Source organism: Streptomyces sp. IBSBF 2435 (genome assembly GCF_036815005.1).
Taxonomy (GTDB): domain Bacteria; phylum Actinomycetota; class Actinomycetes; order Streptomycetales; family Streptomycetaceae; genus Actinacidiphila.
On record NZ_JAJSYW010000203.1, the window covers coordinates 1 to 12401 of the forward strand.

Sequence of the window (12401 nt, forward strand, 5' to 3'; positions counted from 1 at the left end):
GGGGGCGTCCAGGGGGCGCCGCTTCCGGGCGCTGCTTCCGGGCGCTGCTTCCGGGGGCGAGCCGTACCCGCCTCCGCCGCCGGGCCGCCCCGTCCTCCCAGGCCGCAGCTGGCCCCCGTCACCCTGTCCGCCGATCAAGGAATGTCCCGTGACCTCGACCGCACCGCCCGTTTCCGCCGGCCCGTCCGCCTTCGCCGCGGTGGACCTCGGCGCGACGAGCGGCCGGGTGATCGTCGGCCGGGTGGGGCGGGGCGGCCTGGACCTCGCCGAGGTCCACCGCTTCCCCAACACCCCGCTCCGGCTGCCCACCGGGCTGCACTGGAATCTGCCCGGCCTCTTCCAGGGCGTGATCGACGGGCTGCGCGAAGCCGCGAAGGCCGGGCCGGTGGCGTCCATCGGCATCGACACCTGGGCGGTGGACTACGGACTGCTCGACGCGGACGGCGCGCTGCTCGGCCTGCCCCACCACTACCGCGACGACCGCACCCGCGGCCTGGCCGAGCGGGTACGCGACCGGGTCGGTACACGGCGGCTCTACGGCGCCACCGGCTTGCAGCACCTGCCGTTCAACACCGTCTTCCAACTGGCCGCGGCGCGCGGATCGGCCCAACTCGCGGCCGCCCGAACCCTGTTGCTCATCCCCGACCTGCTGACGTACTGGCTGACCGGCTCGGTCGGCGCGGAGATCACCAACGCCTCGACCACCGGCCTGCTCGACGCGCGGACCGGCGCCTGGTCACTGGACATCGCGGCGGCCACCGGGCTCGACCCGGCCCTGCTGCCGCCGCTGCGGGAACCCGGTACACCGGCCGGCACGCTGCTGCCGTACGTCGCCGCCGCCACGGGCCTGCCCGCCGGTACGCCCGTCGTCGCCGTCGCCTCCCACGACACCGCGTCGGCCGTGGCCGCCGTGCCCGCCACGGGCCCGGGGGCCGCGTACATCTCGTGCGGTACGTGGTCGCTGGCCGGGCTGGAGCTGGACGCGCCGGTCCTCAGCGAGGAGTCGCGGGCGGCCGACTTCACCAACGAGCGCGGGATCGACGGCACCGTCCGCTATCTGCGCAACATCATGGGCATGTGGCTGCTTGAGGAGTGCCGGCGCGTCTGGGCCGCCCGGGGCCGGCCGGCCGGCCTGTCCTCGCTGCTGGCAGCCGCCGCGCGGGCTGAACCGCTCGCGGCACTGATCGACCCGGACGCACCGGAGTTCCTCGCCCCCGACGACATGCCCGCCGCCATCGCCGAGCATTCCTTCCACGCAGGCCCTCACCCGCCGGCCGAGCCCGGCGCGGTGGTCCGCTGCGTACTGGAGAGCCTGGCCTTGGCGCACCGCCGGGTCTTGCGCCGGGCCGCGCAACTCGCCGACTGGGACATCACCCGCGTCCACCTCGTCGGCGGCGGCAGCCGCAACGAACTGCTCTGCCAACTGACCGCCGACGCCACCGGGTTGCCGGTCGTCGCCGGCCCGACCGAGGCCACCGCCATCGGCAACGTCCTGGTGCAGGCCCGCGCTCACGGCCTGGTCGGCGACCTCGCGCAGACGCGGCAACTCGTCGCCGACACACAGCAGCTGCGCCACTACCGCCCGCAGGGCGACAGCCGGGCATGGGATGCCGCCGAGGCCCGGCTGACCTCCGGGTCCCGCCGCCCGCTCGCCCCGGGGACCGGCCAGTGAGCCTCCGGCCGCGCCCCGCCACCCCGGAGGGCGCGACAGCGGGCGCGGGCGGGCGGCGCGGTGCCGCAGACCTACGAGCCGAGGTCAGGCGGGTGGAATGTGACCCTAGGATGGCCTGATGAGCAATGAACGCGAACTCGATCAGACGGATCGCGACATCTTGTTCCATCTCCAGCAGGACGGGCGGCTGACCAATGTCGAGCTGGCGCGCCGGGTCGGCCTGACGCCGCCGCCGTGTCTGCGGCGGGTCAAGCGACTGGAAGAGGCCGGGGTGATCACCGGCTACCGGGCCCGTATCAGCCCCGAGGCCGCGGGGCTCGGCCTTGAGGTGATCGTCTCGATCGAGGTGTCGGTGAGCGACCTCAAAACGCTGGAAGGGCTGGAGACGACCATCGCCGCGTACGAGGAAGTCGTCGAATTCCGCCGACTGTTCGGCACCCCCGACTACCACCTGCGGGTCCTGGTCGCCGACTACGCGGCGTACGAGGCCTTCCAGACCGGGAAGATCATCGGCATTCCGGGAGTCGCGCGGGTGATCTCGCAGCCGACGATGAAGAAGATCAAGGTCACCGACTGAACCCCGGATCTGTGCCGCCGCGCGTGGGCGCCGCCGTCCGCGCGGAAGAGCGAGGACGACGACGTGGCACCGAGGGCGGTCCCGGCGCCGGGTGCGCTAGTCGAGTACGAGAGCGCTGAGTTCGGCGACGTCCGGCAGGGCGGACAGGGTCTCCAGCACGCGCGGTGCCGGGTTGGTCAGGTAGAGCAGCACCCGGGCGTCGGGGTAGTCGGGTTCGGCGAGGCAGCCGTCGTCGTCCTCCCAGTTGGCCTCGACGGTGAGCCGGTCGAAGTCCGCGCCGCGGAGCAGGCAGTAGGCACCGCCCGCGTAGGAGCTGTCGCGGACCTCGCACTCGGCGCCGAGTGCCAGGGCGATTGCCGGGCCGATACCGGCGGGCGTGCCGGTGGCGGAGCCGAACACGTAGTACCTGTGGGTCACTTGTGGTTCCTTGTCCTTGCTGTTGCCCGGTACGGGCGCGCCGCGTACCGGAGTCGAAAGGGTGACCGTATCTCCTCGTCGCCCACGAACGGCTCTGCCGCGATCGGCCGGGTGTCCAGCGCCACCGGTACGGCGGCGTACGGCCGTTTCGCCCAGCGGGCCGCGGACTGACCGGTCCGGACGTCAGCGGGGTGTCGGCAGCTGTCCGGCGCCGTCTTCCGCGGGGCGCGCCATGGCGCCCGGGCCGGGCAGCGGGCCGAGGTGCCGGGCGACGCGCTCGCGCAGCAGCAGATAGTCGTCCCACCGGCGCGGCAGCGGTCCCGGCGGGCGGGCGACGACCCGGGCGGCGGTGACGCGCTGGCCGCGCCGGAACTGTTCGAGCGTCACATCGAGCTGTATGCCGCTCGGCAGCGCATTCCACCAGTGGAAGCCGTGCTGTTCACCGGCCAGTTGGACCTCGCCGAGCATGAGGTCGCCGCCGAGGAGGTCGTGGACCAGCAGGGCGCTGATGTCGCAGTGGCCCCAGGCGGGATTCTCCGGCCGCCACTCGTCCTGGTCGTCGGGCGAACAGGTGTCGGCGGCCCATGACGCGCGCAGCGCCCTGTCGAGGTCCAGCAGATTCCAGGTGGTCATACGTGCAGCCTCGCACCCGCCACTGACAATGCCGGGTTCAGCTGTGGGGAGCGGCGGCGGCGCAGGACTCGCGCCACCGCCCCGGGGTCAGGGCAGCGGTCGCAGGCTCTCCGGGGTGAGGTCGGCCGGGCTCGGGTAACCGTCGACCGCCATGATCAGGTCGGCCTCGGCGAGCACCGACCTCAGTACGTGGACAATGCCGTCGGTGCCGCCCAGCGCGCAGCCGTACGCGTACGGACGGCCGATGCCGACCGCCGTCGCCCCCAGCGCCAGCGCCTTGACCAGATCCGCGCCCGACCGCACGCCGGAGTCGAACAGGACGGGCAGCCCGTCGGCCGCGGCGACGACGTCGGGGAGCACGGTCAGTGCGGGCAGTCCGCCGTTGGCCTGGCGGCCCCCGTGGTTGGAGCAGTAGATGCCGTCGACGCCGCCGTCCTTGGCGCGGCGCGCGTCGTCCGGGTGGCAGATGCCCTTCACGATCAGCGGCAGTGTCGTCACCGACCGCAGCCAGGCGAGGTCGTCCCAGGTCAGGGCGTTGCCGAAGAGCTGGGTCCAGAGCAGTACGGCCCCTTGCGGGTCGTCCTGCGGGTGCTTGCCGAGCAGTCGGTGGAAGACCGGGTCGGTGAAGTAGTTGGCCAGGCAGTGGCCGCGCAGCTGGGGGAAATTGCCGGTCGCCAGGTCGCGCGGGCGCCAGCCGGTGACCCAGGTGTCGAGGGCGACCACGATCGCCGTGTAGCCCGCGCGCTCCGCCCGGTGGATCAGGCTTTCCGCCAGGTCGCGGTCGGTGGGCGTGTAGAGCTGGAAGAAACCGGGGGTGGCGCCCAGCTCGGGCGCGACGTCCTCCATCGGGTCGACGCTCAGGGTCGAGGCGACCATCGGCACGCCGGTCCTGGCCGCGGCCCGTGCGGTGGCGAGGTCGCCGTGCCCGTCCTGCGCGCACAGGCCGATCACCCCGACCGGCGCCATAAAGAGCGGCGAGGGCCAGGTCGTGCCGAACAGCTCGACGGACAGGTCCCGCTCCCGGGCCCCGACGAACATCCGCGGGTAGACGCCCCAGCGGGCGAACGCCTCGACATTCGCCCGCTGTGTGGCCTCGTCCCCCGCGCCGCCCGCGACGTACGACAGCAGCGACGGTGGCATCGCCGCGGCTGCGCGGGCCTCCAGCTCGCTGAACGTCATCGGCAGGTCCGGCAGTACACCGCCGAGGGCGCGGAGATAGATGTCGTTCTGGTAGTTCCCGAACGCCGTGGACGGGTGCGGTCGTTGCTCGTCGCTCATCAGGCGTCGTCCTCGTGTTCGGGCGGGCGGGCGCGGTTCATTGCGCAGGATAGATGTCCCCGGCCGCCATCATGCTTTCCTGGTCGCTGTCCGACTCCAATTGCCGCGCTTCCCGCTGGAGCCGGGTGCGCTCGTCGGCGTCATCGGCGCGGTCGGCGTCGGTCGCGAGCCTGTGCGCCTCGTCGCGGAGCTGCTGCACGTGGCGGTGCGACGCTTCTGTCGATGTCATGGCGGGACCTCGCTCCCTGCGTAGGGCTCTCGCCTCCAGCGAAGCAGGGTGTGCCGCTGCCGTCCACATTTGCCCGCGGCGCCTCAGGCCCCGGGCACGTCCTGGCTGGTCAGGCCGTTCCCGGCGTCGTGGGCTGTGTGCGGGACGGGACGCGTACCCAGCCCGGCAGCAGGACAGTCTCGCCGCGGACCTGCCGGCCGTGCTCCCCGTCGGTCGCTGCCGACACCGCGCGAGGCGTACGTCCGCGAGACGGTTACCTGAAAACGCCCCTGCCATCCGGCCGACCGGATGAAGGCCACCGGCGGGGCGTGGTGGCCCGGGCCGCGGTGGCCAGGGAGGTCTGGAGGCGGCGGGCCGCGTCGACGTGGTCGCCGGTCCAGATGATGCGGACCGCCGTCGCGGTGGCGCGGCCCCGCACGTCGCGCAGGTCGCGGCGTACGGCAGCGGCCAGGCGGCCCTCGGCCGCGCGGTCGGCCGGGAGGGGCTCGGGCACGGGGTGACGGCCGCCGAGGCCGTCCGCGAGGCCGTGGTACCAGACCGAGACCCGGTCGGCGCTGGAGAGCAGTTCCGAGCGCGCCGCGGCCCGCTCGGAATCGCTGTGCAGGTCGCCGGCGCGCTGCCATATGCCGAGCACCGCGTCGGCGGCGAGCCGCAGGCCGACCACGCCCGTGACCAGCGTGGTCATCTCCGCGAGCGGCACCGGCTTGGGTCCGCGCTCGGACAGGTAGTTGCGGAAGGCGTCGTCGAGCCGCCGGGCCGCCGCGGCGGCCTGCCGCCCGGCCTCCAGTGGCGCCGCGGCCGGTTCCGGGCCCGCGGTGCAGCAGCCGACCGCGAAGTCCACGGCTCCCGCCAGATAGTCCGCGCTGTCGGCGTACGCCTCCGCCAGCGCCTCGCCGACGGCCGCCGAGGCGCCGCGCGGCCAGAAGAACAGTCCGACCACGATGCTGACCAGGCAGCCGAGCGCGATGTCCTCGACCCGGAAGAGGCCGACCCGCCAGTCGGGAACCTGGCCGATGTTGAAGAGGATCACCAGGGTCACGGTGAAGGCGGCCTGGCCCGCGGCGAAGGAGATCGCGGCGGGCGCGATGCCGGCGACCAGCACGGCGAGCGGCAGCAGGAACCACAGCAGGACGGAGTTGTGGCCGATGAGGTGCAGCAGCCCGGCTCCCACGATGGAGCCGACGACCGTGCCGGCCAGCCCGCGTACCGCGTTCTGGCCGGTGTTCAGGGCGTTGGAGCGCAGCACGGACAGGGCGCCGAGCACCACCCAGAAGGAGTGCTGGACGCTGGTCACGTCGGTGATGGCCACGGCGAGGCCGAGCCCCACCGCGCCGCGCACGCTGTTGTGCAGCCACACCGAGTGCGGGTCGAGGTGCGCGGCGGCGCGCTCGCGGGCGGCGGTGAGCGGCGGTACGAGGCCGCCGGGTTCGCGGCCGAGCAGCCGGTCGACCCAGCCGCGCCTTTCCGCGGCGGCGGCGAGGTCGACGTTGGCGGCGATCTGCAGGACGGCGAAGCTCAGCTCCTGCGCGCGGAAGGACACGTCGAGGGAGCCGAGGAAGTCGGTGACGTCCTGGTCCTGGCCGAGGTCGGACGAGGCGCGCTGCACCGGCAGCCGGGCGGTGGCGTCGCGCTCCATGTCGTCCAGGGCCGTGCGCAGCGCCTCGGCGGCGGCCCCCAGCGGCGCGGGGTCGGTGTGCCGGCCCTCCAGCAGGTCCGCGGCCTCGTCGAGGGTGTGCGCGGCGGCCTGTCTGACCAGGCAGGGCGCTGTCACCCGGCGGTGGGCGGCGTCCAGCGGTGTGCCGCTGTGCGCCACGATCGCGGTGAGCCAGGTGAGTTCGTCGACCAGCCGGACCAGGGCGCGGGCGCCGGTGGACAGGCCGGTGGGGCGGTAGGGCGTGGAGTCGAAGGCGCGGCGCAGCCCGGCTCCGGCGTCGGCGGCACCGGTGGCGGCGGCCAGGCAGTCCGCGGGGCTGGGCGTCTCGGGGCCGAGCACCAGGGCGGCGTCGACACGCAGCCGTACGGCGACCGCGCGGCAGACCGCGGCGGCGGGTGCGCCGAGCGGGTCGGTGGAGGGGCGCGGCCACAGCAGGGTGACAGCGAGCATCGAGGCGGCGGTGGCGAGCCCCGCGCCGGCCAGCCGGTCGGGCAGCGCGGACAGCGGTGCGGCCAGCGACACCGGCAGGATGAAGCCGAGCAGCAGCGCGGTCGTGGCGCCGGCCAGCACGGAGCTGACGATGCCGGAGAAGAGCACCAGGAAGCCGACCACGACCATGGTCGCCACGCCGAGCCAGGTCACCCGGGAGACCGCGGTGCCCAGGCAGATCAGCACCGCCCAGGCCACGGCGAGGGCGGCGTGCGCGCGCAGCCGCTGCACGACAGGCCCGGTGAAGTCGACCAGCAGCAGCATCGAGAACGCGCCGAAGGCGGCGAAGCCGGCCATCACGGGCGAGCCGACGGCCTTGCTGCACAGGGCGAACAGCGCGGGCATCACGATGGCGCCGCGGCCGGCCCTCCGGGTGGCGGCCAGGCCCGGGTCCTTGGCCCGCAGCCAGGCCGGCAGCGCCCGCAGCCGCCGGCGGACGCCGCTCGGGGCGGAAGGCGGGGTATCCATGGGGGCGTTCCTCCGGTCGGCCGGGCGAGGGTGCCGGGCCGACCCGGCGCACCGTTGGCGTCGAGTATCGCGGGTGTAAGCGCCGGTGAAGCGGAGTTCCGCCGCTTGACCGCGGCACGCCGTCCTGTCGGCCCGGGTCCGGCGGCCCGGCAGTACCGGTCCGGCGGCGTTACGCCCGGGCACCGTTGCCGCCGGCGGACGCCGGTGCGCGGGCGGTCGCGGACCGGTTTGCCGCGACCGGGCGAGCTTCTGCCGGGCCGTCAGCAGATACGGTACGACGACCGGTTGTGATCCACCGCCCGGCCACGTAGCGGACAGGATTTTCCTGAACGCTTCCCTCCGGGACGCGATTCAGGCCACAATCAATTGACCGTCAGTGAAACTCCCGCGCAACATTGCGGAAACCACTCCCCCAACGAGGGGTCGGCGAAGGATGGTTCTGTAAACGTTTACAGTTTGCCGTCGGACAACAAGGGGACGACTATGACGACTTCGGGCGGACCACCGACCGTGGAGACCATCGCCGCGCGAGCGGGGGTGTCCATCGCCTCGGTCTCGCGCGTTCTCAATGGTCACGGGGCTCGTCCCAACACCGTCCGGCGAGTTGAGCAGGCCGCAGCGGAACTGGGCTACGTGCCCAACGGTGTGGCCAGGTCCCTCAAGGGCGGCCGTACCCGGCAACTGACCTTCGCCATGCCGGATGTGGGCAATCCGGCCTATGTCTCGATGGTCCGGCAGATACAGGCGGTCACAAAGCCGCTGGGCTACCGGCTGCTGCTGCACTCCACCGACGCGGTCGCCGAGGACGAGCTGGACGTGGTGCGCAGCCTCGCCGACCGTACGAGCGACGGGCTGATCCTGTGCCCGATACGGGTGACCGACGCCCACTTGGAGGTGCTGGCGCGTGCCGCCCTCCCTGTGGTCGTCATCGGGTCGCTGCCCGACGCGACCGCCGTGGACAGCGTGCGGGCCGACTCGGTGTCGGGCACCGCCCTGGCGGTACGGCATCTGATGGAGTGCGGGCGGCGGCGGATCGCGTTCATCAACGGCCCGGCCGACACCGTGCCGGGCCGCAACCGCAGGATCGGTTACGAGACGGCGCTGCGCGAGGCGGGCATCACCCCCGACCCCGCGCTCACCGTCACCACCGACTTCGGCATCGAGGCCGGGGCGCGGGCGGCCCACCGGCTGCTGGACGCGCATCCGGGCACCGACAGCGTCTTCTGCGCCAACGACCAGCTCGCGCTCGGCGCCGCCCATGCCGCGCACGACCGCGACCTGCGGATACCCGACGACCTCGCGGTGGTGGGGATGGACGACAGCGAGCTGGCCAGGGCGGGTTACCCGGCACTGACCAGCGTGGACCTCGGCTCCGCCGAACGCGGGCGGCTCGCCGCCGAGATGCTGGTGGCCCGCCTCGAGGGCGGCGGCCACGAGGTGCGCTGCGAGACGGTCGCGCCCCGCCTGGTGGTCCGCGAGTCCACCACCGGCACGCGGGCCGCGACCGGTACGCGTACCGCCGCGGGACAGGCTCGGGCCGGCGCCGGTACCATGGCGGTGAGCGCGTCATGAGCACCGCGACGGCCACCCAGCCGCGGCCCGGCGCCGGCACTCCCCCGCCGCGTACGGCGGCCGCCCGCCGCCGGATGCTGGGCCTGGACCGGGACGCCTGGTTCCTGCTGCTGCCCGCGCTGATACCGGTGCTGGTGCTGAGCGTCGGACCGCTGGTGTACGGGATGGCGCTGGCCTTCACCGACGCCCAGTCCGGCGTCACGCGGTCCACGTCCTTCACCGGCGTGCGCAATTTCGCGGATCTGCGGCTCGACTCGCTGTTCTGGGACTCGTTCAGGATCGGCCTGATCTGGGCGGTCTGCGTCACCGCGATCCAGCTGCTGCTGGCGCTCGGCCTGGCCCTGCTGCTCAACCAGAACCTGCGCTTCCGCTGGCTGGCGCGCACCCTGGCGCTGGTGCCGTGGGCGATGCCGGAGGTCGTGGTCGGCATCATGTGGCGGCTGGTCTACAACCCGGACGCGGGCGTCCTCAACAACACGCTGCGCCAACTGCATCTGACGTCGGGCCACACCGACTGGCTGTCCAGCCTGTCGCTCGCGCTGCCCGCGGTCATCGTGGTCGGCGTATGGGCGGGCATGCCGCAGACCACGGTGGTGCTGCTGGCCGGCCTGCAGAACGTACCGGTGGAACTGCACGAGGCGGCCGCTGTCGACGGGGCCGGGCTCTGGCGCCGCTTCACCACCGTGACGTGGCCGACCCTCAAACCGGTGGTGCTGTCCATCACCGCGCTGAACTTCATCTGGAATTTCAACTCCTTCGGCCTGGTCTTCGTGCTGACCAACGGCGGCCCCGGCGGCAAGACCCGGCTGCCGATGCTCTTCGCCTACGAAGAGGCCTTCCGCTACGGGCAGTTCGGCTACGCGGCGGCCATGGGCCTGGTGATGATCGCGGTGATCGCCGTGCTGCTGACCGTCTTCCTGCGCAACCGTCTCAAGGAGGCCGACCAGTGAGCGCCGCCGTCCCCGCACCCGAACAGGCCGCCGAGCAGCCCGCCTCCCGCCCGCTGCCCCGGCCCAGCCGCCGCGATGCGCGCCGCCGCGCGGGCAGGACCGGGCAGTACGCGGCGCTGCTGTGCTATCTGGTCTTCCTGGCCTTCCCACTGCTGTGGCTGGTGTCCACCGCCTTCAAATCGCCCCGGGAACTGGGCTCGGTCAACCCGGCCTGGCTGCCCAGGCATCCGACGCTGGGCAATTTCCGCGCCGCGCTCGACGAGCAGCCGCTGCTGCACGCGGCGCTCAACAGCCTGCTGGTGGCGGGCGCAGCCGCGCTGGTCTCGGTGGCGGTCGCGGTGCCCGCCGCGTACGCGATGGTGCGCTTCAAGGGCGCGGTCAGCCGGGCCGGCACCGGGTGGATCCTGGTGAGCCAGATGTTCCCGCTGGTGCTGATCATCATCCCGTTGTTCATGGTGCTGAAAAATCTGCACCTGATCGATTCCAGGGCCGGCCTGGTCGTCGTTTACGTGGTGTGGACGCTGCCCTTCGTGCTGTGGATGCTGCAGAGCTACGTCAAAGCGGTGCCGGTGTCGCTGGAGGAGGCCGCGGCGATCGACGGCTGCAGCCGGCTGCGGACGCTGCGCAGCGTGGTCCTTCCGCTGCTGACACCCGGGCTGGTCGCGACGCTGATGTTCGCCTTCGTGACCTCCTGGAACGAGTTCTTCTTCGCCCTGGTCCTGCTCAAGTCGCCGGAGAAGCAGACGATGTCCGTGATCCTCACCCACTTCACCGGTGCCGAGGGCGCCGCGGACCTCGGCCCGCTGGCCGCCGCGTCGGTGCTCGCCACCATTCCCAGCCTGGTCTTCTTCGCGCTGCTGCAAAAGCGCCTGGTCGGCGGCATGCTGTCCGGGGCGGTGAAAGGCTGATGCGCCGACGCAGCCTGCTCACCGGCGCCGCGGCCACCGCCGCGGCCGCCGGCTCCGCCGCCGTAGTGTCCGGCTGCGGTTCGTCGGCCGGGGCGGGCGTGCCCACCCTGGACTTCCTGTCACTGGCCTGGCAGGAGGAGTCGGTCAAGACCAACAAGGCGCTGGTGGCCCAGTGGAACGACCAGCACCCCGAGGTGCAGGTCCGCTATGTGCAGGGCAGTTGGGACGACGTCCACGACCAGCTGCTCACCTCCTTCGAGGGCGGAACCGCGCCCGACATCATCCACGACGAGGGCAACGACCTCACCGACTTCGGGTCCGGCGGCTACCTCGCCGACCTGACACCCCTGCTGCCCGCGGCCACGCGCGGCCGTATCCCGTCCGCGGTCTGGGACATGGCCCGCTCCGGCGGCGGGCTCTACGGGGTGCCGTTCCTCCAGGAGCCGCGGGTCCTGATCGCCAACCGCACCCTGCTGGCCAAGGCGGGCATCGGCCTGCCGGACGCCGCGAAACCCTGGACCTGGCAGGAGTTCGAGGACATCGCCAAGGAGCTGTCGCACACGGGCGGCGGCTCGGCCGAGCGCTACGGCATCGCCTGGCCGATGGGTTCACCGGTCAGCGTGACGCTGAATCTGGCGCTGACCACCGGCGGCCGGATCCTCTACCGCAAGGACGACGGGCGTACCGAAGTGCGCCTGGACCAGGCCGATTCGGCCTTCGCGGAGCTGGTACGCCGCCAGGTCGGCACCGACAGGTCGGCGCCCGCCACCGCGCTGGGCATGAGCGGCGGCGACGCGCTGCCCGGCTTCTTCGCCGGGCGTTACGCGATGCTGCCGCTCAACCTGTCCTACCGGCAGCAGATACAGCAGCAGGCGCCGGCCCACTTCGACTGGGTCACCCTGCCGCTGCCGGTCGGCGCCGGCGCCCCGGACGGCGGGCGCGCCCAGGGCGTCAGCCCGCAGACGCTGTCGGTGTCCAAGGACTGCGGGCACAAGGCGTCGGCGGCGGCCTTCATCGACTTCATGACGCGGACCGACCATCTGGTGGAACTGGCCAGGGGCGACTGGATGGCCCCGACCGGCACCGACGCCCTGCACGACCCGTCGATCACCACGGACAAGCTCGGCTGGAACACCGGGATGTCGGTGGCCGCGCACCTGGTGGCGTCCCCGGCGCTGGGCCGGCGCGGCTATCCCGAGTGGTCGGACAAGGTCGCCACCCCGGCGCTCCAGCAGTTCTTCAGCGGCGGCATAGGCCTCGACACGCTGCGCAAGAAGCTGGTGCGCGACGGCAACCGGGTCTTCGACCGCTACCGCACCTGACGCCGCGCCGCCGACCGCGCACCCCGCCGCCGTACCCGCCATGACGACAAGGAGCAACGGACATGCCCGGAGCCGCGTTACGTCCGCCGCCGCGACCGCCGCCGACCGGGGCGCAGGAGCACGGCGGACGCACGCACCACACAGCATGACTCACCAGGAAATGGCACGGCATGAGCACAACTCCCGCCCTACCCGACACCTCCGGCCCGTATCTGACCCCGTCCCCCCACGC

Annotated in this window: 11 protein-coding genes; 6 read left to right on the forward strand and 5 right to left on the reverse strand. The window is 72.9% G+C overall.

The window, feature by feature from the left end; genetic code table 11:
* The first annotated feature begins 148 nt into the window (after positions 1-148).
* Both V7E46_RS28735 and V7E46_RS28740 read left to right on the forward strand, forming a co-directional pair.
* On the forward strand, positions 149-1672 hold the full coding sequence (locus V7E46_RS28735) for a rhamnulokinase (RefSeq protein WP_333771152.1): 1524 nt from the start codon (positions 149-151) through the stop codon (positions 1670-1672).
* Positions 1673-1790: 118 nt separating this feature from the next.
* Positions 1791-2249, forward strand: coding sequence for an Lrp/AsnC family transcriptional regulator (locus V7E46_RS28740; RefSeq protein WP_329181576.1), 459 nt, complete (start codon positions 1791-1793; stop codon positions 2247-2249).
* Between the two features lie 96 nt (positions 2250-2345).
* On the opposite strand, the gene V7E46_RS28745 is transcribed toward V7E46_RS28740, so the two are convergent.
* From V7E46_RS28745 to V7E46_RS28765, 5 genes are all read right to left on the reverse strand, one after another.
* A complete protein-coding gene (locus V7E46_RS28745; protein WP_333771154.1) occupies positions 2346-2666 on the reverse strand; it encodes a hypothetical protein in 321 nt (106 codons plus the stop codon).
* A 183-nt stretch (positions 2667-2849) separates the two neighbouring features.
* A complete protein-coding gene (locus V7E46_RS28750; protein ID WP_333771155.1) occupies positions 2850-3299 on the reverse strand; it encodes a YunG family protein in 450 nt (149 codons plus the stop codon).
* Positions 3300-3386: 87 nt separating this feature from the next.
* Positions 3387-4577 (reverse strand): alpha-hydroxy-acid oxidizing protein, encoded by a 1191-nt coding sequence (locus tag V7E46_RS28755; RefSeq protein WP_333771156.1) that lies wholly within the window; start codon positions 4575-4577, stop codon positions 3387-3389.
* 37 nt (positions 4578-4614) lie between these two features.
* Positions 4615-4806, reverse strand: coding sequence for a DUF6381 family protein (locus V7E46_RS28760; protein WP_333771157.1), 192 nt, complete (start codon positions 4804-4806; stop codon positions 4615-4617).
* A 253-nt stretch (positions 4807-5059) separates the two neighbouring features.
* Positions 5060-7417: an FUSC family protein gene (locus V7E46_RS28765; RefSeq protein WP_333771158.1), complete on the reverse strand. Its 2358-nt coding sequence runs from the start codon at positions 7415-7417 to the stop codon at positions 5060-5062.
* A gap of 483 nt (positions 7418-7900) precedes the next feature.
* Between V7E46_RS28765 and V7E46_RS28770 the strand changes: the two genes are divergently transcribed.
* The 4 genes from V7E46_RS28770 to V7E46_RS28785 are packed head-to-tail and all read left to right on the forward strand — an operon-like array spanning position 7901 to position 12169.
* Positions 7901-8989 (forward strand): LacI family DNA-binding transcriptional regulator, encoded by a 1089-nt coding sequence (locus V7E46_RS28770; RefSeq protein WP_333771160.1) that lies wholly within the window; start codon positions 7901-7903, stop codon positions 8987-8989.
* Positions 8986-9939 carry a carbohydrate ABC transporter permease gene (locus V7E46_RS28775; protein ID WP_333771161.1) on the forward strand — a complete coding sequence of 318 codons (954 nt, stop codon included), beginning with the start codon at positions 8986-8988 and terminating at the stop codon, positions 9937-9939. Before V7E46_RS28770 ends, V7E46_RS28775 begins: the two co-directional genes overlap by 4 nt.
* Complete coding sequence (locus V7E46_RS28780) at positions 9936-10847, forward strand: carbohydrate ABC transporter permease (RefSeq protein ID WP_443054377.1); 912 nt, start codon at positions 9936-9938, stop codon at positions 10845-10847. The genes V7E46_RS28775 and V7E46_RS28780 overlap by 4 nt, the downstream gene beginning before the upstream one ends.
* Positions 10847-12169, forward strand: a complete 1323-nt coding sequence (locus tag V7E46_RS28785; protein ID WP_333771163.1) for an ABC transporter substrate-binding protein — start codon at positions 10847-10849, stop codon at positions 12167-12169. The genes V7E46_RS28780 and V7E46_RS28785 overlap by 1 nt, the downstream gene beginning before the upstream one ends.
* Positions 12170-12401: the final 232 nt, after the last annotated feature.